This window comes from Bacillus sp. FJAT-44742 (genome assembly GCF_002797315.1).
Taxonomy (GTDB): Bacteria; Bacillota; Bacilli; order Bacillales; family Marinococcaceae; genus Thalassorhabdus; species Thalassorhabdus alkalitolerans.
This window is the reverse complement of record NZ_KZ454936.1, coordinates 2,418,128-2,438,704: the sequence shown is the minus strand read 5'-3', so window position 1 is coordinate 2,438,704 and position 20,577 is coordinate 2,418,128. Positions and strand designations below refer to the sequence as shown.

The following is a 20,577-nucleotide window of genomic DNA, read 5'->3' as shown; positions in this document are numbered from 1 at the left end:
ACTATGGTTTGGCAACAGATTCTTCATAGCGAGCTTTCCCTCTTTTCTTTGAGGAAAAGACGTATTTTAGCTAATTGAGGTGGATCCTATGAATAACAATGAATACTTAGATGTGTTTATAGAAGAAAGTCAGGAACATATTCAAGCGATCAATGATAACGTGCTTCGTTTGGAAAGTGATCCTGCTGATTTGTCAGTAGTTGGAGAAGTGTTCCGTTCAGCTCATACGTTAAAAGGTATGTCTGCCACGATGGGATATCAGGATTTAGCTCTGCTTACCCATTCAATGGAAAATGTTCTCGATCTTGTAAGAAACAATGAAATGGGCGTTACCTCTCAAGTTATTGATATCATCTTTGAGGCTGTAGATGCCTTAGAGGAAATGGTCATTGATATCTCCCAGGGAGGAGAGGGAAAGAAAGATATTCAGGATATTGCAGCGAATCTTGAGTGCATTCAGCAGGGGAATCAAGGTGAAGACAGCAGTCCCTTACAGGAAATAGCAGCAGTCAAAGATCAGGACATCCTTAAACAAACTGAACACTCCTATGATCAATTTGAAAGCACAGTACTAGTACAGTCATTAGAACAAAATTATAATGTCTTTGAAATCAAAGTAATGCTTGATAATCAAACCATGCTGAAGGCGGCCCGCGTTTTTATGGTATTTGAGGTGTTTGAAGGTGTTGGAGAAGTAGTGAAATCCAGCCCACCCGTTGAAATTTTAGAGAATGAAGACTTTGAAAACGAGTTTATTGTCACACTTCTTTCTCAGGAAGAGGGCGAAACGATAAAAGCCCAAATAGAAAGTATCTCAGAAGTAGAGGAAGTACATATTCACTCAGTAACAAAAGAAGAGATAACTAGGCAAGAGGACACAGTAAAAAGTAATGAAGAAAACAACAAGGAAAAAACCCCTCCATTTACGAATGAGGGGGAGAATAAAAAAATAGAGAAATCTGGCGGTGAGGTAAACAAAACAATCAGAGTGAACATTGAACGTTTGGATGTTCTCATGAATTTATTTGAGGAGCTGGTGATTGATCGTGGACGTTTGGAGCAGATTTCTTCTGAACTAAACAATCATGAGCTCAATGAGACGGTAGAACATATGTCAAGGATTTCAGGGGATTTGCAAGAAATCATTCTGACGATGAGAATGATGCCGGTTGAACAGGTATTTAACCGTTTCCCTCGAATGGTTCGCAGCTTGTCTAAAGAACTAGGGAAACAATTAAAGCTTGAAGTCATCGGCGCGGAAACAGAGCTTGATCGGACGATTATTGATGAAATCGGTGATCCGCTGGTTCATTTAATTCGAAATTCCATTGATCATGGCATTGAAAGCCCGGAAGTAAGAAGAGAAGCCGGAAAGCCGGAAGAAGGGAAAATCATCTTAAAGGCTTACCATAGTGGAAATAATGTCTTTATTGAAATAGAGGACGATGGAGCAGGAATAAATAAGCAAAAAGTGCTTCAAAAAGCGTTGGAAAATGAAGTGGTGACGGAAGAAGAAGCAGGAAAGATGAGTGACCAGCAAGTCTACAATCTTTTGTTTGCTTCAGGTTTTAGTACAGCGGATGAAGTAACGGATGTATCTGGGCGTGGAGTTGGGTTAGATGTAGTGAGGAATACGTTTGAAACGTTAGGAGGATCTGTAACTGTTGATTCTATAGAAGGAAAAGGATCAATTTTTTCCATTCAACTGCCATTAACTCTTTCTATAATTGATGTCTTATTAGTAGAGGTCGGAGAGGAGAAATATGGTTTGCCCTTATCCTCTATAGTAGAAACGGCGATTATAAATAAAGAAGACATTTACAATTATCATGGCCAGAAAGTAATTGATTTTAGAGGGAAGATAGTTCCTTTGGTTTTTCTCTCGAGTATTTTTGATATATCAAAAGAGAAGCTGGAGAACCAGATTCATTCCCTGGTAATTGTGAAAAAAGGTGAAAAACTGGCTGGCCTCATTGTTGACTCCCTGATCGGACAGCATGATGTCGTGCTAAAATCATTAGGAAATTACCTTTCAAATGTTTTTGCTATTTCTGGTGCGACAATTTTGGGAGACGGCCAAGTAGCACTGATTGTAGATACGAACGCACTGGTTAAATAAATTCCGTAAAGGCAAGGATGAATGTTAGTGTTTTCATTATGATGAATATCAATATGGAATTCCCTTCCAGTCAGGGGGAGTCTATATTATAAACAATAACAGCCTGTAAGAGACCTAATTTAGGAAAGGGGGTACCATGTATGACTACGGAAACTCTTAATGACCAATTAAAGATGATTATTTTTCAATTGGGTCAAGAAGAATACGCCATAAACGTTACCTACGTACAGTCCATAGAACGAATGCAAAATGTAACAAGAATTCCTGGGGTCCAGCCTTTTATTATAGGAGTCATGAATTTAAGAGGGGTGATTACACCTGTGATTGACCTTAGAAAACGATTTGGGCTTGAAGAGAAACATGCTGATGAATCTACCAGGATTTTGATGATTACCCTTGAGGAAATAGAAGCAGGATTAGTTGTAGACGGAGCGAATGATGTACTGGATATACTAGTCGATAAAGTTGAGTCTCCGCCAGAAATTATAGGAGGAGTGAAAGAAGACTATCTAGAGGGTATTGTTAACTTGGATGGAAGGTTCTTAACTCTCTTAAATCTTGAAAAAGTATTAAGTGAATAATAGAATCAGCAATAGGAAGCAAGCTTTCATTTATGATTGCTTGCTTTTTTAGAGCTAATATAAGGATGAAATGCTCTGTTTGCTGTATTATCTAACAACCTAATAATTATGAAACAACGTAAAGGAAGGGTAGTATGAAATATTATTTTATGGTTGCTGCTTTGCTTCTGATCTCTGGTTGTCAAACGACAGAACCGCCAGCAGAAATAACTCAGGACAACCTTTTATCTGTACACTATATTGATGTTGGCCAAGGGGATGCTACTTTATTTGACGCACCTGATGGTACAATATTAATTGATACTGGACGCCATGACAGAGAAGAAGTAGTACCATACTTACAGAAAGCAGGAATTGAAGAAATCGATCTTGTCATTGGTACACATCCCCACGCTGATCATATCGGACAAATGGAAGAGGTGCTGGCGTCCTTTCCTGTGGATGAGGTCTGGATGTCAGGAGGGGAACATACAACAGCAACCTTTGAACGAACTTTGGATGCTATCATAGAGTCAGAGGCTAATTACCATGAACCAAGGAGAGGAGAAGAATATGTCATTGGAGATTTATCAGTGGATGTCCTTCACCCAGATGAACTGACAGGAGATTTAAACGAGGATTCAGTAAGCGTTCGTATTTCCTATGACAGCATTTCATTTATTGTAACAGGTGATGCTGAGGAGGAAGGAGAAGCAGCAATGGTTAGAGAAAGCAGGGAACAGCTGCATGCGGATATATTAAAGCTTGGCCACCATGGTTCGAGTACCTCTACGAATCCAGACTTTCTCTCGGCTGTTGCTCCTGAAGTAGCTCTGTATTCCGCTGGAAGAGCAAACGAATACGGTCATCCTCATAATGAAGTTATTGAGAGAGTAGAGGGAGCAGGCATTCCTGTATTAGGAACACCAGAACATGGGACAATCTTAGTTATTACTGATGGTGAGGAATACTGGCTGGAAGCAGAACATGAAAATGAAGAGCTTCAAGAAGCACTGGAAGCGTCCTGAAAAATTCGCTATGAGTGTCATCGGTTCTGCTAGTATAGATGAAGACGATAGGCAGGTTTAGGGTACACCACTGCCTTCCAGCAGTTTCAGTACTTGAAAGAAATGAGTCTCAGGATAAATCTAATAACCTTAGAGACCCATCGTTTAGATAGTTCTTACCTATCACTATGATTCTATTCATGTATAATATCATTTCAGAAACATCTGTCACCGTTATCCTTGCAGAAAAAGAAAAATCCTTTGCAACCAGTGCAAGGATAAAAGGGGGGACACCTTGAAAGAGAGTTGCTTTCATGGACGCCACTTCATGGTACCAAAGGAATGGTTAAGCAATTATGAATCGATGGCGGTGAAGGTGTAAATGCTATATCTAATACAGCAAGAAACTTATTCCGTTTTATAAAATCAAAGTATCAAGCATAGGGAATCCGTTACAAAAAGTTCCAAAATGGTTGCTTTGTTATTGCTTACGTGCAGGCATTTTTTTTTCACCATTGCATAGGTATTAATAAGGCCACCGAGAAAACTTACTATTCAGCAAATGATTGTTATTGGAGCATTTTTATTCCCTTATTGAGAAAGGTAGTGTATGATTTTTCTAAGCTGATAATCAATGAAACTATTCAATTGATTGAAGAACGATAAGGAGAGAAATAGATGCAAGCCATTGTTGCTGAAAAGGGGAACCAGGCTCAAAAGCTTGCAGCCCCGTTTAAACATAAAAAAAGAGGTAATCATATAGAAATTTCTCCTTGTGATACGTTTCCGCAAGGAGCCTTTTTGACTTGGTGTTCTGGTCATTTATTTGAAATGGTGGGTCCTGACGAATTAAATCCCCAGTACAAAAAATGGAAGCTTGATACACTGCCCATTATTCCTGAAACATTTAAATACAAGGTGATAAAGGAAAAAGCAAAAAGGTACCAGGCTGTCAAAGAAGTTCTTCTCAACCCTAAGGTAAAAGAAATCATTGCTGCAGGCGACCCTGGGAGAGAAGGGGAACTTATCGTCGAGCTTGTGATCCAGCAAAGCGGAGTGAAAAAGCCGGTAAAGAGAGTATGGGCTCAGTCGCTGGAAAAAAAGGCAGTAAAAAGAGCGTTTGAGAACTTAATTGATATTGAAGAAACACGTCCACTTTATTTTGAAGCCCTGGCAAGAAGCCATGCAGACTGGCTTGTCGGGATGAATATGAGCAGAGCCTATACATTATTAATTCAACAAAATGGCGGAAGTCGTTCTGTCTATTCAGCCGGAAGGGTGCAGACACCGACGCTGGCCATGATTGTCAACCGAGAAAAAGAAATCCTGTCTTTTGAATCGAAGCCCTTTTATGAAGTGATTGGACAATTTCGTTTTGAAAATAAAGTTTTTGAAGGGAAATATCAGACAGAAGACAATGAGAGCAGACTGTTTCAAAAGGAGCTCGCGGAAAAGATAAAAGAGGAGACGAGCGGGAAAGAAGCACGAATTGAAAAGGTAAAAAAGGAAACGAAAAAAGAGCCGCCTCCCCAGTTTTTTAAACTTTCTACTCTTCAAGAAACAGCAAACAAGATATTTAAGTTTTCTGCGAAAAGAACTCTTGATCTGGCTCAATCATTATATGAAAAGTCCTTAATCTCTTATCCGAGGACGAACAGTGAATTTATTTCAGAAGAGGAGGCACGGTCCTTTCCTCAATTTCTTCAGCAAGTGAAACAGCTGGAACCATACAGAGACATAGCTTCAAACATCCAAAGGGATGTAATGAAGGACAGAAGATATGTAAACGCCAAAAAAGTCACCGATCATTATGCGATCATCCCTACTGAAAATGTTCCTTCTTTACATGAGCTGTCCGCAGACGAACGAAAGATATATGATTTAATCGTTAAGCGGGTAATTGCAGCTCATTATTATCCTGCAGAATTTTATCATACGCTTATTGTGACCCGAGTAGAAACTCACCTCTTTTACACAAAGGGCAAGCAGATGATAAAGGAAGGATGGAGAAGTACCCTTCAAAAAAGCCAGAAGAAGGATGAAAGAGATGTCTATCTGCCCGTTTTGCAGGAGAACGAAACCGGTCTTTGTGCAAGATCAGAAGTGAAAGAGGGCAAAACCACGCCTCCTAAACGGTACACGGAGGGAGAACTCATTTCATCCATGGCTAATGCCGGACGTAAAATTGAAGATCAGCAATTAAAGGCTGTATTAAAAGAAACAAGAGGGCTTGGAGAGGAAGCAACGAGAGCTGGTATTATTGAACGACTGAAGGCTCTTTCCTATATCAGACAAGAAAAACATAGAATTATCCCTACAGAAAAAGCTTTCATTCTTGTGGAGGCAGTGAATGGTACTGTGCTTGCTTCGGCAGAGCTCACAGCAAGGTGGGAACAGCGTTTGAGTGAAATAGGGCAGGGAAAGGCTGATGCGAAGGCTTTTATCGATAATGCCAAAAAACTATCTGATAAATTAGTGAAGGATGCAATCAATCACTCTTCTTCCTGGGATATTTCTGAATCCATAGAAGCCTTGGACAACAGGGAAAACAGTGTATCTCTTGGGCAGTGTCCTAAGTGCGGAGCTGGGGTCGTGGATAAAACAAAACTGTATGGCTGCAGTGCTTATAACAAAAATGGCTGTGACTTTATTGTAAGTAAAAGGCTCCTTGGAAAGAAAATCAGTGAAACAAATATAAAAAAATTATTAAGCAGCGGAAAAACAAATCTAATTAAAGGGTTTAAAGGGAAAAGCGAGTTTAACGCTTATCTCACTTGGAAGGAAAAATCTCAGGGGACGATCACTTTTCAGTTTGAGAAACAAAAAAGAAAACAGCATGTCAATTAAACATGGGATATAAAGCAGTTGTTAAAAAGCCCTTTACCTCAGGTAAAGGGCTTTTTTTATCGACTATTTCATTAACTATATTTATCACGGTGCTTTTTTTAAAGAGGGCTTAGGAATCATCTCAAAAATTTGACCGGACTCAAAAACCTCTGCTATTTCTGCAAGCCAATCATAGTATTCAATTGCATACTCCACTTTTTTCAGGAGATGATCAGCTTCTTTTCTTATTTCCTCTTCCGGGCTTTCTTCCCGCAATGTAAGAAGTTCCTCTTTTGATTCATTTAATTCTTCAATGTTCATGTCGGATACATGCTTCCAGCGTTCTGCAAACATATCAGCAAAGCTTTGATACCAGTCATCCTTAAACTGGTACAAATCTTTGCGTTCGCCTTTTTTCAAAACCTTTTTCACTGCTCTCATATCAAGCAGGTATCTTACTCCCGTAGACATGCTCGTTTTGCTCATTTGCAGATCTTCTTTTAATTCATCTAAAGTTAAGGGCCTATTTGAAAAGTACAGCGAGCCGTAGATCCGACCTGTTGACAAAGGAATACCGTTATAATTCATGCTTCTTGCTAGCGATTCCACTGACCGTTCCTTGGACTGTAAAAGAAACTCTTCATTTAATTCTTTTGATTCCGGCATGTAGGACAACCCTTTCATTAATGGTAAGGCTTTAATCTAAATACGTTTTATGACTTTCTTTTATAGTAAGTACATTAACACTAAAAGTAAATTAAAGCTATTTCCAGCAATACTTAGGTATTTACATGTAAATGATAGAAAATATATGGGTGTATTGCGTACAGTATATACTGTACAAAATTTACGCAAAAAAACTCACTATATGGAATTTGTTTCGTAATTTTGCAAAGAGTATAATTAGCTAGGTGTTCTATATTAGGAAAAAAGAACTAGACGATGTTGAAACGAGGTGTCAAGTTTGTCTAAGCCCAAAATCAAGGTAAATCAGTTGACAAAGATTTTTGGGAAGTCCCCTAAACAAGCAATGGAGCTGCTGAAACAGGGAAAAACCAAAGAGGAGATATTAAAGGAAACTGGAATGGGAGTAGGGGTTAACCAGGCTACATTTGAAGTCAAGAATGGTGAAATATTTGTCATCATGGGCTTGTCTGGAAGCGGAAAATCAACTTTGGTCAGAATGTTAAATCGATTAATAGATCCATCTTTTGGAGAAATCTACATTGACGATGATGAAATCGTGAAACTGAAGCCAGATAAGCTTAGAGAAGTACGACGGAAAAAAATGAGTATGGTGTTTCAAAACTTTGCATTATTTCCTCATAGAACTGTGCTCGATAACACAGAGTATGGGCTTGAGGTTCAAGGCGTCCCTAAAAGTGAACGAGAGAAAAAGGCTACAACATCACTGGAGCTAGTCGGGTTAAAAGGGTACGAACAAAGCTATCCATCTGAATTAAGTGGTGGAATGCAGCAAAGAGTGGGACTTGCCAGGGCCTTGGCTAATGATCCGGATATTTTGTTAATGGATGAAGCTTTTAGTGCTCTCGATCCCTTGATCCGAAAGGACATGCAAGATGAGCTTCTTGAATTACAGGAGTCAATGGAGAAAACCATCGTCTTTATTACTCATGATCTTGATGAAGCGTTAAGAATTGGAGATCGTATTGCGCTCATGAAAGATGGAGCAATTGTACAGATAGGGACTCCAGAAGAAATCATGATGAATCCGGCAAATGACTATGTTGAAAGATTTGTTGAAGACGTAGACCTTTCAAAGGTGCTGACGGCTTCACATGTCATGAAACGGCCCGAAACTATTCCAAAAGACCGTGGAGTCCGTGTTGCTTTGCAGATGATGAAGGACGCTGGCGTCTCAAGCTTGTATGTTACTGATAAAAAGAAACGATACGCCGGGGCCGTAACAGTGGATGATGCTGCAAATGCAGTGAAAAATAATCAATCTCTTGAAGACATTTTACTTACGGATCTTCCGGAAGTGGCGCCTGATACATTACTAAATGACATGTTTGACAAAATGGCCTCGTCTCCCCTGCCGGTTCCGGTAATTAATGAAGAAGGCAAGATTCTCGGAATTATTGTCAGGTCTAAAGTAATAGGAGCACTATCAGGGAGCGATGAACATTTAAACGAAGTGAGGGGAGTTAAATGACCATACTAATGTACCAAATTCCCCTGGGAGCTTGGGTAGATCGATTCGTTGATTTTTTAACAGATAACTTTGCTTTTATTTTTGAGGGAGCGGCTATCCTTATAAACTGGATTGTAAGCGGCATTGCTTCCATACTTGCATTTGCTCCGGCTTTACTTCTGATTGCAATATTCACTGCGCTGGCGTGGTGGACAAGCAGGTGGCCGATAGGAATATTTACCGGACTTGGTCTTCTCTTGATTTACAACCTTGGATACTGGGACGGCACGATTTTAACGCTCTCCCTTGTATTAACAGCAGTATTTATTTCAATTGTCATAGGTGTTCCTATCGGGATATGGAGTTCTCAAAATAATACTGTAAAAAACGTTTTAACTCCTATCCTGGATTTCATGCAGACGATGCCTGCTTTTGTATATTTAATTCCAGCTATCCTTTTCTTTGGTATTGGAATGGTTCCTGGAATTATAGCTTCTGTCGTTTTTGCGATGCCGCCAACAATCCGGCTCACAAACTTAGGAATCCGCCAGGTTCCTGATGAACTGGTGGAAGCTTCAAACGCCTTTGGCTCAACCAGGTGGCAAAAGCTGAAAAAAGTCCAGCTGCCTCTTGCTACTCCGACGATAATGGCTGGTATTAATCAAAGTATTATGCTTGCTTTGTCCATGGTTGTCATCGCTTCATTGGTAGGTGCTCCTGGACTTGGGACTGATGTATACAGAGCGGTAACGCAAATTCAGGTGGGTACCGGGTTTGAGGCAGGATTGTCGATTGTCATTCTTGCAATCATGCTGGACAGAATATCTCAAAATCTTGGCCGAAGAAATAGTAAAGAATAAACTCTTACCTGTATTTTATGTAACAGGTAATTGTAAATAAATCATTGACTAAGAAGAGGGGTTTTTACTTATGAAGAACAAACGCTTTTTAGCACTTGGAGGAGCTGTTAGTTTTGCTTTGGTTCTTGGTGCATGCGGAGATGGAGATGTCGTTGATGAGCTTGAAGAGGGTGCTCCAGAGGAAGAGACAGACGAAGCTGCTGAAGGTGACGAAGAGAGAGGAACTCTTAATATTGGTTTAAATAACTGGGCAGAAAACGTGGCAGTATCTAATATGTGGAAAGTCATCCTTGAAGAACAAGGATATGATGTAGAGCTGACAATGCTTGAAAAAGCACCGGTATGGCAGGGGGTTGCTCAGGGGGACCTTGATATTGCTCCTGAAGTATGGCTTCCTATTACCGATGAGCCTCTTTATGAAGAATATGAGGATCAAATTGAACTTCGAGAAATATGGTATGAAGGAACAGGCCTTGGGCTAGTAGTACCTGAATATGTAGACATAGACAGCATTGAAGAACTAAATGACCACGCAGATGAAATGGATGGACGCATCATCGGTATTGACCCGGGAGCCAGTCTTATGCGTTTGTCCAATGAAGCTGTGGAAGAATATGATCTTGATTACGATCTGGTTGACAGTTCAGAACCAGCAATGATGACTGAATTAGACAGTGCCTACCAAAACGAAGAACCCATTGTGGTCACTCTTTGGAATCCTCATTGGGCCTTTGCGGATTATGATTTAAAGTATCTGGATGATCCAGAGAATGTTTATGGTGATCCAGATGATATCTATTATATGACAAGAACCGGGTTTGAGGATGACCATGCAGAGGTTGTAGAATGGTTTGATGCCTGGCATATGGATGACGACTCTTTAGGCGAACTTATGTCGGTAATTAACGATGCTGACGATGAGGAAGAAGGGGCAAGAGAGTGGATTGAAGACAATCGTGAACTGGTTGATGAATGGTTAGGAGAAGAATAGACAAAAATTGATGTAAAAAATCCTGCAGAGCTTATATCTGCAGGATTTTTTAAATTTTCATCATATTAAGCTTTTTCTCAACTTTTCTTCAAACTTAATATTTACATAAGCTTTCACAAAACGCTCTCTTTTCATTGTGTCTTCCACACGAAGAAAAAGGGCTCTTTTTTGTCTTTCGCTTAGAGGAAGCGTATTCCAGCGTGTTAACGCTTCCGTTTCAAGATCCTCCTCAATTTGCCGTCGCAGAAGGAGGTCATGAATTCTCTCTTCTCTTTCTTCCTCTTTTGATTTAGCTTCTGGAAGTGCTTTTAACAATTCATCATAAGCTGATTGCAGTCTCTCCATTCTAGCTCTGGAAATCTGGTCTGCCGTATTATGTATTTCCCGTAGCAGTTCTTGTTTAAGTGAGTGCAAGTCAATAGTTTGAGGGGAAGCAGGCTCGGCATCCGGTGGGAAAGGCCGGAGTTCAAAATGGTTGGGAAGTTCGTTAAAGATGCCTTCGAGAGACCATTTTTTGTCGCGTTGTTTTTTTATGAACAACCCTATTTTGACATCTAATTCCTCATAAATTTTTTCATTATCAGTTCTGTTAATGTAATGGATATTTCTTTCTTCGAGTTTTTTAAACCAGCCATCTACAGTGTTAACATGCTTGCCGATTTCCTTGGCAAAATCACTGATTTTCCAGTACTGATTCATCTCTTAATCACCTCTTTGTGGACAATATGTGGTACTAAAATCATACCCCGATAATGAGGATAAGGCAAAGCTAATTTCAGGGAAGGAAATCTTAAATTCTTATGACCAATATATGGAACACTCAGTGGGTCGAAATATTAACCTGCCCTTTTAGAACAAGGGTTTCGTGTTTTCTGCCAAGATCATAATAGCTTTTTCTGGACTGATCGGTCACCATTTTTAGTTTGAAAGATGAAGTGAGGGGTATAGCCAAAGTAAGAATCGAAAAGCAGTAAGGAGGAAGATGAAATGCCAACTCAACCTGTAGGAGAAAAAAGAGACGACAATCAAACAACTGAATATGGCAGAAGAGATCCTAATCCAAAACCAAAATCAAAATCACAAGAAACCCAAAGCAAATCTGAGAACACCATGGGAAAAAAGGTAGCGAATAAATTAAAAAGTAAGGAATTTATCCAAGGTGCAGTTGTAGGAGGAATTGTTGGTACGGCTACTACCATGCTGACCTCTCCTAAGAGCGGTAAAGAAGTACGCCAAGGCATCACTGATAATTATGAAAAGACAGCACAAAAAGGAAAAGAGGCCTACGAGCGTACTGCTCAAAAAGGAAAAGATAAAGTACAGGGATTGAAAGATCAATCCACCCAGGGAGTGGAAAAGCTTAAAGGGAAAGTAGGTCAGGTACAGGAGGATGTACAAAACTGGACTTCTCAAAAACAGGAAGCAATTGCTGATAATCTAAAAGACAAAGCATCCAGATTCTCTAAAAATGGTGCTTCTCAAGAAGAGGAGGAGCCAAACAACGAAGCTAGTGAAGAAGATACTTCCTATATGGATGAAGATTCAGAAAATGAGAATCAAGAAGTTTACCATGAAGAAGGCGAAGAGATGGAAGAAGAATCTGGTGAAGAAGAAGAGGAATCAGAAGAAGAGGAATCAGAAGAAGAATATGAGGAAGATGAGTACGAGGATGAAGATGAATACGATGAAGATGAGCTTGAAGACGACGACGATGACGATGAGGAAGATGAACAGCGATAAAGAGTTGTATATTCCCAGTGGAGAAAGACATCAGTGAACTTACTTACGTGGGAATAACCATCCTTTATTATCGATTCATCTCTCTAATATCGGCACTGATAAGAAGGATGCTCCATCTGACTTCTATACATGTACCGATAGGGAGCAAGAAAGGTGGTGTTGACTCTTTTATGGCTGAAAATTCCGATCAAAATAAAAATAACAGTAATGGAAAACGTGCTGCCCTTGTAGCTGGAGGAATAGGCCTTGCTGGCGCCTCCTTATCACTTGTTAATAAAAAAGTGCGTAAAAAAGCGAAAAAAGCAAAAGAACACACCAAAGAAGAAATAAAAGATCAGGCCAAAGATACGGTTGACGACATGCCTCAGACGAAGAATGCGGCTGCAGCGACAGCTGTCGGCAAAAAGTTCTACAACCTTTTTGAAAAAGTAAGAAAGACCAAAGAGGAAGTCAAGGATGAGCTTCAGGATAAAGGCGAAGAAGCCAAAGAAAACCTTGAAGACGCGAAGGGGCAGCTGAAAGAAAAAGGTGAAGAGGCCAAAGAAAATCTCCAAGGAGCTAAAGATGAGATGCAAGGCAAAGGAAATGACTCACAAAACAAAGCAGGAGGCATCAAGGGTAAGGTAAAGGAACAAGGCGAAAACATGAAAGAAGAGCTGAAGGATAATGCCTTGACCAATCCTGATGACTCCAATGATGATGAGGGAATAAAAAAGCCCAGTGATATTAAAGGCCCGATGGATGTAAAAGGAGCCAACGATATTAAAGGGGCAACTGATATTAAAAAAGTAGATTAAGGAGTGAAGAATAATGGCTATTCAGAAAAGCACAGATACTTCAAGTCTAGCAGAAGTCATTGACCGAATTCTTGATAAGGGCGTTGTCATTGATCTTTATGCTCGTATTTCTCTAGTAGGTATTGAACTTATTACGATTGAAGCTCGCGTAGTTATTGCAAGTGTGGATACTTGGCTGCGCTATGCAGAAGCAGTTGGGCTATTAAGAGATGAGGTACAGGGAGAAATTGATGAAGAAGTCGGAGACGATGGGCGAGGAGCCAACCAGCTTAACTTTGCGTAGGAATAAATAACAATTCTGGCATATACGAAATTCGTATATGCCGGTTCTCTTTATAATTTAACAAGCTTTTCATAAGAAGCTTAGTCTCCAAAACAGAGGTGTAGATGAATGGCTAGTAAACTTGAAGAAGTAATTAATACTGTTAAAAGTTTTTTTCGTGAGAATGTTTACCCGGTTTATCGTATAACATCCATAGTCACTGAAGAGAAACATTGGGAAGTAGAACTGGAAGTCATAGAAGAAAAAGAATATATGAAAAAATACGGCAGGGATCAATTGATTGGAGTATATCAGGCGCGTGTTAACGAGGAGATGGAAATCGTAGCTTTTGAAAGGAAAAGCTTAAGACAAAGAACGGCAACACTAGAAGCGGAAGAGAGGGGGTAACAGGGATGGCAGCAGAAAATATAGACACCAAGGAAGAAAAAGACGAACAAGCTGAAGACAAAAGAAGTGCACAGCCGCAAAAGAAGAAAAAAGGGCAAGAAGAATCAACCTCCTCTTCAAAAGAGAAAGCATCTAGTAGTACCAAGAAAGAGAAAGCGGACTCCAGCAAAAAAAATACAAGCAGCCGGAAAAAACCTACAGTGAGTGAAAGAAGAAAGATTGGTTCTCCTAAAGTAAACAAGCCGAACACAGGAGAACGTAAAACCTATCCATCTGCAGAGGAACAAAAGAGAAAGCAAACAAAAAGCAAGAAGAAGAATGAGCAGAAAGACCAGCAGCAAGAGAAAGCAAAGGAAAATATTCAGAATAAGAAAGAAGATAGCGAGGACATCAAACAAAACAATCAATCACAGGATAGTAATAATTCCAAACAAAGAGAGCATCATCGTAACGTAGATATGGCGAACTTTGTAGAAACCTCTAAAATAAAGGAAATTTCTAATCGGTCAAAGATGTATCTGGAAGCAGGATATCCAGTCCATTTTATTGGTCCAGCCGGTGTAGGGAAAACATCTCTGGCACTTCATATTGCTCGTCAATACGACCAGCCTATCATGCTCTTGCAGGGAAATCATGAAATGTCCAACTCTGATCTCTTAGGAGGTATGACAGGATATACGAGCAGCAAAGTTATTGATAACTATGTAAGGGCTGTGTATAAAAAGCAGGAAGAAGTTAATGAAAAGTGGAGCAAAGGGCGCTTGGTGGAAGCTGTCAAAAATGGTTACACATTAGTTTATGATGAATTTACTCGTTCTCGTCCAGAAACGAATAATTTATTTTTATCTGTTTTGGAAGAAGGAATATTGCCGTTATATGGAACAAAACAAAATGAAAGCTTCGTTCGTGTCCATCCGAATTTCAAAGTTATATTTACGAGCAATCCAGAAGAGTATGCTGGAGTATATGAATCTCAGGATGCATTATTAGACCGTTTGATAACAATGGAGTTGGATGCTGGTCATAACAGCAATACAGAGCTTGACATTGTTAAAGAAAGAACAGATATATCGGATGATGAAGCAGAGCTGATTGTCAATCTAGTGAAGAAGATAAGGCAGCGTTGTGATGAGGAAGATGAACAAGGACCGAGCTATAGAGCTTCAATTATGATCAGTGAAATAGCAGCGAAAAATGATATTTCTATTCGTTCATCGGATGAGGATTTCATACGGCTGTGTAAAGATGTACTGGGGGCTGTCGTATCCAAATGTTTCGAAGGCGACAGCATTGAAGAAGCTGAAGATATGGTAGAAGAGGAATTGAGAAAGGGCTAGGGGGAAGCAAAATGAGTACAGAGTCAGGAAAATATCTGTTTTGTATAATTCAGACAAACGAAGAGAAAACATTCGGAAAAGCAAAATTAGCTGGCGAACATCGAAAAGTCTATACCATTTCTCATAAGGGTGTATCCATGGTAGTTGCCGATGCCCCCGTAGAAATCTATGAACCATCACGTCAGAATGTGAAGGCACATCAGGAAATGGTAGCTTCTGTGATGGAGCAATTTACCGTGATCCCTATGAGCTTTGGAAATGTGTTAAAAGGTGAAGAAGATGTAAAGATTCTTTTAGAAAAACTTCTTCCTCAATGTGATGAGATTTTTCCACGTATAGACAATAAAATTGAAGTCGGACTTAAGTTAATCGGAAAGAAAGAGTGGATAGAAAAACAGGCTAAAGAACAGCCGGCTTTGAAGCATCTGGAGTCCAATGTGGCTCAGCGCAATAAGGATGCAGGCTATTACGAAAAAATTCGTCTAGGAGAAGCAGCACGCAATTTCATGGTAGCTTTGCAGGTGGAATTTGAAGAAGAGGTATTTAATCCTCTTGCTAAAATTGCTGATGCTGCAAAGAGTAATGAAGCGATTAGTGAGCGAATGCTATTGAACGGAGCATTTCTTGTGGATAAAGAAAAAGAGGAAGAATTTGATAAAAAGGTAAATGAATTGTACGAGAAATGGAAAGAACAAATCGACTTTAAATATACTGGTCCTTGGCCTGCTTATAATTTTATTGATATTAAATTAAAAGCAGCGGAGGGTGTGTAATGATTCGTAAATTGTTCACTTGGCCTCTAGACACAGTTGTATGGGTTGGTGAAAAGGTGAAAGAAGAAGTGGACAAAGAATTATACGATGTGGAACACATCCAAAAAAAACTCGCTCACCTTCAAATGATGCTTGAGATGGAAGAAATTTCAGAAGAAGCCTATCAGGAGCAGGAAGAGGTTTTGCTGGCACGATACCGTATTGCCAAGAAAGCTGAACAGGAGAGACTAAGAGAAAGCCTGGAAGAATAGGGGGAGCATCATGCAAGTTGAAGCGGGCACTAGTAAGCTTATCTATTTATATGCATTTATTCCAACGGAGGAATATGAAGAAAATCCTTTACCCCATTTGAAAGGAATTGACCCACAGCATTCAATGGAGTGCATCGTGTTTGACCAGATTACTGCCATTACATGCCTGGTCAAACATGAAGATTTTTCTGAAGAAGTGTTGCAGAAAAAAGTAGAAAACATGGGGTGGCTGCAGGATAAAGCATTTCATCACCATGAAAAGATGAATGCTTTACATAACAGATATACGGTCATTCCTTTGAAGTTCGGGACGCTTTATGAAAATGAAGATCGAGTAAAAGAGGTCATGGACACTAACAAAGAAGGCATTATGGCTCAGTTTATTAAACTGAAAAATCAACAGGAATGGAACGTTAAAATCTACACAGCCAAAAAGAAATTTATTGAGGAGGTTGAGGTTAGCAGTCCAGAAATAGAAAAAAAGAAACAAGAAATCAAAGATCTTCCCAGAGGAAAACAGTATTTTGAAAAAAAGAAAATGAGTCAATTTGTTGAAAATGAAGCTGACAAGGAGATTGACAGGTTTTGTGAGTGTTTTCATGAACAAATGACTTCATATAGCAAAGAAGAAGAGGTGAAAAAAAACTGGGAAAGAAACCTCACTGGACGAAAAGATGATATGTGCTGGAATGGAGCTTATTTAATACCCAAAGAAAAAGTAGAACAGACGCTTGCATTCATTAAAAAAATAAAAGATGAGCATGAGAATTTCACTTTTGAAATCACCGGCCCTTGGCCCGCGTATCATTTTTCTAACTTTACGGAACGAGGTGAAACAAATGGCGGGTGAATCCTTACAGACAAAAGACGTTTCTCTTCTAGATGTATTAGATGCAGTTCTTGAAAAAGGAGTGGTTTTACGAGGTGATATAACGATCTCAATAGCAGGGGTAGACCTGGTCTATTTGGATTTAAGGATATTGCTTTCTTCAGTAGAAACTTTGATTCAGGCACGTGAGGAAGAGCTGAAAAAGACAATCAATGAAGAAAGAATAAATTTTACAGGTGAGTAAGGAGTGATTTATCATGGCAGACCAAGAGCTAGTTGAAAAACATAATCCATCTGGACGAATTTCTCTGGATCCGGAAAAGGCAGAAGAAGGGTTGTCCCAGCTTGTTATGACCGTCATTGAACTCCTGCGCCAATTAGTCGAACGTCAGGCAATGAGGCGCGTCGAAAATGGCAGCTTAACGGATGAAGAAATAGAAAAAGTAGGGGAAGCTCTAATGAATTTAGAGGAGAAGATGGAAGAACTAAAGGAAATCTTCAACTTAGATGATGATGATTTGAATATTGATCTTGGACCACTAGGCAATTTGATGTAATAAGCAAAATCTAATCATATGATGAAAAGGAGAGTGATCACATGGATGAGATCAAACATCCAGCTCACCAATCAAGCAACCTCGTAGATGTGTTGGAAACGGTCCTGGACAAAGGGGTAGTCATTGCAGGTGACATTAAATTGAACTTAGCGGAGGTAGAGCTGATTACGATTAAAATTCGTCTTCTTGTAGCCTCTGTAGATAAAGCGAAAGAAATGGGTATTGACTGGTGGGAAAGTGATCCGCATTATTCCTCGAAAGCAATACGGATAGAGGAGGAGAATCAGCAGCTTCAAGAAAGAATTAAACAGCTGGAAGAACGTGTCGAAGGACAGCTGGAAGAACAGGAAAACAAAGGAGGCTGATTGATGAAAAAGAAGGATTTTTTTAAAGACCTGAAGCAGATAATCAGGGATTTAGAAAATCAGGATCAATCTATCGTGGGGAGGACAGAGGAAAAAAAGCTTGGACGGGGAAAGCGAGGCCCCACTTTGAGGTCAGAGTACGTGCTGAGAGCCAAAGTGGGGATCCAGGATGAGCAAAATAAAAGACAAGAAAGAGAGTGAGTTTGATTGACATCCTGCCCAGTTTTCCTTTTGTCATTCTTTTATCGTGCTATTGTTCCTTTTGATGATAGGTCCATTTCCTCCATAATGCTTCCATTGGTCCCTGGCTTCTTTTTGAAAGCCATAGAGTGCTGAACACGACTTGTAAAAGATAAATTCCTATGGCTATTAAGATGCTTTCCACGATGTTCACAGAACCAAACAGACCAAAACCAAAGCCGTAAAAGATAAAAACAAGAATAACAGACTGCATAAGATAGTTTGTCAATGCCATACGCCCAACAGCAGCCAAGGGCACGAGCGCTTTGAGGCTCTTTATTCGTTGAATAAGAAGAACAAAGAAAGAGACGTAACAGAGCATAAGCAAAGGTCCGGCGATAATGTTCAGGCCGTCAGCCAAGCTTACGGCTAAGGAATATGGGATAGGAAAGAGATCAAACAATAAGAAGGTATAAATAGATGTAAGCAATATCCCGCTCCAGAAAGAATGAATGAAAAGGTTTCTCCATTTCTTTTGATACTCCTCTGCTTTAGTAAACCACTCTTGTTTTCCGAAATATAAACCGATAAGAAAAATACCTAACACATTCGGAACGGTTAAGAATAGGTTAAGGAGAACGTAAAATACTTCTTCCTGAATACGAAAAGCGAGAATCTCCCCGTACGTGCCTTCAGAAAACACTTGGTAAGCAGCTGCAATGTTATTTTGTATGTCAGCCCCCATGGCGTTTCCTTTCATTGTCAGAGCAATGGACGACAGGAAAAAAAGCAGACTTAATACTATCCACGAAACCCCTAATAGTGCTATGCCCCATGTAAGAATTACCTTTGGATTTTTATCAATAAACAGAAGGAGAAAAAAACCTGCTACAGCATAAGTATGTAAGATATCGCCAGACCATATGAAGATCAGGTGAATGAGTCCAAGAATCAGTAAAAAAGTCATTCTTCGCTTAAAAAAGGAATTTCCGTCTAAACCCCTTTGAACAATTCTGGAATAAAAGAAATAAAAGCCTAAGCCAAATAAAAGAGAAAACATAGGATAAAATTTTCCATTTACAAAAAATTCAATAACAAAATGGCCTGTCTGCTCAAGAAAAGGTGCTTCCCCTAAGGGTTCAGGTACAGTAGCACCCTGCTTTTGAAATAGAGGTGACTTGAAAAACAAAATATTTGCAAGCAATATCCCAAGAAGGGCAAAACCTCTGATGACGTCAATGGACACTACTCTTTCTTTGCTTCTGGAAGCCTCCAGGTTCATCATTTCCACTCCCTTGTTTAGAAATTCTTACCTTGTCATCGTACATGATTCTACTCAGTAAAAAAACTAAAAAGAAGACTCTCTTGATCATTCCATCTGAAAAAGGATTTGTTAAAGGAGGTTAGCGCTATAAATAGAAGTTGTTTGATTTGATCCGGGGAAGTGTTCCAACTCTCTTCATATCAGCAGAGAGGTCTTTTGTTATGGAGAAAAATGACTGTCCAGTATAGACAACGAAGAAAGAAGTATAAAAGAATGCGTCTACCTCAAACTAAGTAAAATGGAGGTGGTGCAATGATTAGGAAGATATGTCGATTAGCTGTTTTCCTTGTGTGTTTATTGTTTTCTTTAGGATTCGTCTCCTCATTGGCAGCGGCCCCACAGCCTGATGATCCGGAGGATATTCCACAATTAGAGGGGGGCCCTGAATATGCAGAAAGAGATCCTTCACCGGTGGAGATTGGTATTTTACACCAGCAGTACCCTGAAACGGTGATCTACAGAGGGTCTCCCGATGTGAGCCAGGTTGCTTTGACTTTTGATGACGGTCCGGACCCAAGATTCACACCAGAAATACTTGATATCTTGCAAAAGTTTGACGTCCCAGCTACTTTTTTTGTCCTGGGTGCTAGAGCCGAACGTTACCCGGAAACGATTTTACGAATGGAAAATGAAGGCCATGTTATTGGGAACCATACCTTCTGGCATCCTAACCTTGTAATAGAAGGAGTAGGACGATTAGATTGGGAACTTCCCCAGGCAGAACAAGTCATAGAGGAAACAGTCGGTTATCGCCCTCTGTTATTTCGTGCTCCTTATGGAAATCTTAACGAGGACATTGTGGAAAGACTTGCCGACTTTGGAAACGTTGCAGTCGGATGGACAGTCGATTCCCAAGATTGGCGTCAACTTTCCGGAGATGAAATAGCAGCAAACGTTTTGACCAATACACAGCCCGGGGACGTCATTTTAATGCATGACGGCGGGAATTGGGATCAGGATCTTACAGGAACAGTTGAATCCTTACGGACGATTATTCCAGAGCTTCAAGCACAAGGAATTGAATTTGTTACGATCCCTGAGATGTTTAATATACCAAGGGCCAAATAAATTTTTTCACCTTGTCTGTCTGATTAAGGACCGTTCTCAGACAGACATTTTTGTGAATGAAGACAGCTGTTATGGCCGATGGTAATCCTCTTCTGATCAATAAATGAATAAAAATTGTGAACGACACTCGAGGAAGGTTGTATGTCCATGTTCGTTTGGATATGATAG

Annotated in this window: 23 protein-coding genes; 20 read left to right on the top strand and 3 right to left on the bottom strand. The window is 39.8% G+C overall.

Annotated elements, in window-relative coordinates; translation table 11 throughout:
* Nucleotides 1-88: 88 nt before the first annotated feature.
* The 4 genes from CEF17_RS12165 to CEF17_RS12145 all read left to right on the top strand — a co-directional run bounded on the left by CEF17_RS12165 (nt 89) and on the right by CEF17_RS12145 (nt 6,533).
* The gene (locus CEF17_RS12165) at nt 89-2,119 is read left to right on the top strand and encodes a chemotaxis protein CheA (protein WP_100399760.1); all 2,031 of its coding nucleotides are present in this window, start codon (nt 89-91) and stop codon (nt 2,117-2,119) included.
* Between the two features lie 140 nt (nt 2,120-2,259).
* Nucleotides 2,260-2,700 carry a chemotaxis protein CheW gene (locus CEF17_RS12160; protein WP_100399759.1) on the top strand — a complete coding sequence of 147 codons (441 nt, stop codon included), beginning with the start codon at nt 2,260-2,262 and terminating at the stop codon, nt 2,698-2,700.
* Nucleotides 2,701-2,834: 134 nt separating this feature from the next.
* Nucleotides 2,835-3,707, top strand: coding sequence for a ComEC/Rec2 family competence protein (locus tag CEF17_RS12155; protein WP_100399758.1), 873 nt, complete (start codon nt 2,835-2,837; stop codon nt 3,705-3,707).
* 657 nt (nt 3,708-4,364) lie between these two features.
* Complete coding sequence (locus CEF17_RS12145; protein ID WP_100399756.1) at nt 4,365-6,533, top strand: DNA topoisomerase 3; 2,169 nt, start codon at nt 4,365-4,367, stop codon at nt 6,531-6,533.
* An 84-nt stretch (nt 6,534-6,617) separates the two neighbouring features.
* On the opposite strand, the gene CEF17_RS12140 is transcribed toward CEF17_RS12145, so the two are convergent.
* A complete protein-coding gene (locus tag CEF17_RS12140; protein ID WP_100399755.1) occupies nt 6,618-7,178 on the bottom strand; it encodes a GbsR/MarR family transcriptional regulator in 561 nt (186 codons plus the stop codon).
* Nucleotides 7,179-7,542: 364 nt separating this feature from the next.
* On the opposite strand from CEF17_RS12140, the gene CEF17_RS12135 reads away from it, so the two are divergent.
* From CEF17_RS12135 to CEF17_RS12125, 3 genes are all read left to right on the top strand, one after another.
* Entirely contained in the window at nt 7,543-8,688 is a 1,146-nt protein-coding gene (locus tag CEF17_RS12135; RefSeq protein ID WP_100400898.1) for a quaternary amine ABC transporter ATP-binding protein, read from the top strand.
* Nucleotides 8,685-9,527: an ABC transporter permease gene (locus tag CEF17_RS12130; protein WP_100399754.1), complete on the top strand. Its 843-nt coding sequence runs from the start codon at nt 8,685-8,687 to the stop codon at nt 9,525-9,527. The genes CEF17_RS12135 and CEF17_RS12130 overlap by 4 nt, the downstream gene beginning before the upstream one ends.
* 70 nt (nt 9,528-9,597) lie before the next feature.
* Nucleotides 9,598-10,518 carry a glycine betaine ABC transporter substrate-binding protein gene (locus CEF17_RS12125; protein ID WP_083465212.1) on the top strand — a complete coding sequence of 307 codons (921 nt, stop codon included), beginning with the start codon at nt 9,598-9,600 and terminating at the stop codon, nt 10,516-10,518.
* Between the two features lie 60 nt (nt 10,519-10,578).
* Here CEF17_RS12125 and CEF17_RS12120 read toward each other — a convergent pair whose 3' ends face one another.
* Nucleotides 10,579-11,217, bottom strand: coding sequence for a MerR family transcriptional regulator (locus CEF17_RS12120; protein WP_100399753.1), 639 nt, complete (start codon nt 11,215-11,217; stop codon nt 10,579-10,581).
* Between the two features lie 288 nt (nt 11,218-11,505).
* Between CEF17_RS12120 and CEF17_RS12115 the strand changes: the two genes are divergently transcribed.
* The 12 genes from CEF17_RS12115 to CEF17_RS12060 all read left to right on the top strand — a co-directional run bounded on the left by CEF17_RS12115 (nt 11,506) and on the right by CEF17_RS12060 (nt 18,038).
* Nucleotides 11,506-12,258, top strand: coding sequence for a YtxH domain-containing protein (locus tag CEF17_RS12115; protein ID WP_100399752.1), 753 nt, complete (start codon nt 11,506-11,508; stop codon nt 12,256-12,258).
* 17 nt (nt 12,259-12,275) lie between these two features.
* Nucleotides 12,276-13,055 (top strand): hypothetical protein, encoded by a 780-nt coding sequence (locus CEF17_RS12110; RefSeq protein WP_232725497.1) that lies wholly within the window; start codon nt 12,276-12,278, stop codon nt 13,053-13,055.
* Between the two features lie 13 nt (nt 13,056-13,068).
* Nucleotides 13,069-13,338, top strand: coding sequence for a gas vesicle structural protein GvpA (gene gvpA / locus CEF17_RS12105; RefSeq protein ID WP_054635016.1), 270 nt, complete (start codon nt 13,069-13,071; stop codon nt 13,336-13,338).
* A gap of 108 nt (nt 13,339-13,446) precedes the next feature.
* Nucleotides 13,447-13,725, top strand: a complete 279-nt coding sequence (locus CEF17_RS12100; protein ID WP_100399750.1) for a gas vesicle protein GvpR — start codon at nt 13,447-13,449, stop codon at nt 13,723-13,725.
* Nucleotides 13,726-13,730: 5 nt separating this feature from the next.
* Nucleotides 13,731-15,062: a gas vesicle protein GvpN gene (gene gvpN / locus CEF17_RS12095; RefSeq protein ID WP_232725496.1), complete on the top strand. Its 1,332-nt coding sequence runs from the start codon at nt 13,731-13,733 to the stop codon at nt 15,060-15,062.
* Between the two features lie 11 nt (nt 15,063-15,073).
* A complete protein-coding gene (locus tag CEF17_RS12090; protein ID WP_100399749.1) occupies nt 15,074-15,835 on the top strand; it encodes a GvpL/GvpF family gas vesicle protein in 762 nt (253 codons plus the stop codon).
* On the top strand, nt 15,835-16,086 hold the full coding sequence (locus CEF17_RS12085) for a gas vesicle protein GvpG (protein WP_100399748.1): 252 nt from the start codon (nt 15,835-15,837) through the stop codon (nt 16,084-16,086). The genes CEF17_RS12090 and CEF17_RS12085 overlap by 1 nt, the downstream gene beginning before the upstream one ends.
* Before the next feature lie 10 nt (nt 16,087-16,096).
* Entirely contained in the window at nt 16,097-16,936 is an 840-nt protein-coding gene (locus CEF17_RS12080; protein WP_100399747.1) for a GvpL/GvpF family gas vesicle protein, read from the top strand.
* Nucleotides 16,926-17,159, top strand: coding sequence for a gas vesicle protein (locus CEF17_RS12075; RefSeq protein WP_054635011.1), 234 nt, complete (start codon nt 16,926-16,928; stop codon nt 17,157-17,159). The genes CEF17_RS12080 and CEF17_RS12075 overlap by 11 nt, the downstream gene beginning before the upstream one ends.
* Nucleotides 17,160-17,172: 13 nt before the next feature.
* On the top strand, nt 17,173-17,472 hold the full coding sequence (locus CEF17_RS12070; protein ID WP_100399746.1) for a gas vesicle protein K: 300 nt from the start codon (nt 17,173-17,175) through the stop codon (nt 17,470-17,472).
* Between the two features lie 41 nt (nt 17,473-17,513).
* Complete coding sequence (locus CEF17_RS12065; RefSeq protein WP_054635009.1) at nt 17,514-17,837, top strand: gas vesicle protein; 324 nt, start codon at nt 17,514-17,516, stop codon at nt 17,835-17,837.
* A 3-nt stretch (nt 17,838-17,840) separates the two neighbouring features.
* Nucleotides 17,841-18,038, top strand: a complete 198-nt coding sequence (locus CEF17_RS12060) for a hypothetical protein (protein ID WP_054635008.1) — start codon at nt 17,841-17,843, stop codon at nt 18,036-18,038.
* A gap of 49 nt (nt 18,039-18,087) precedes the next feature.
* Here the strand turns inward: CEF17_RS12060 and CEF17_RS12055 are convergent, their stop codons facing one another.
* Nucleotides 18,088-19,299 (bottom strand): DUF418 domain-containing protein, encoded by a 1,212-nt coding sequence (locus CEF17_RS12055; protein WP_198508965.1) that lies wholly within the window; start codon nt 19,297-19,299, stop codon nt 18,088-18,090.
* A gap of 294 nt (nt 19,300-19,593) precedes the next feature.
* Between CEF17_RS12055 and CEF17_RS12050 the strand changes: the two genes are divergently transcribed.
* The gene (locus CEF17_RS12050; RefSeq protein ID WP_100399744.1) at nt 19,594-20,409 is read left to right on the top strand and encodes a polysaccharide deacetylase family protein; all 816 of its coding nucleotides are present in this window, start codon (nt 19,594-19,596) and stop codon (nt 20,407-20,409) included.
* Nucleotides 20,410-20,577: the final 168 nt, after the last annotated feature.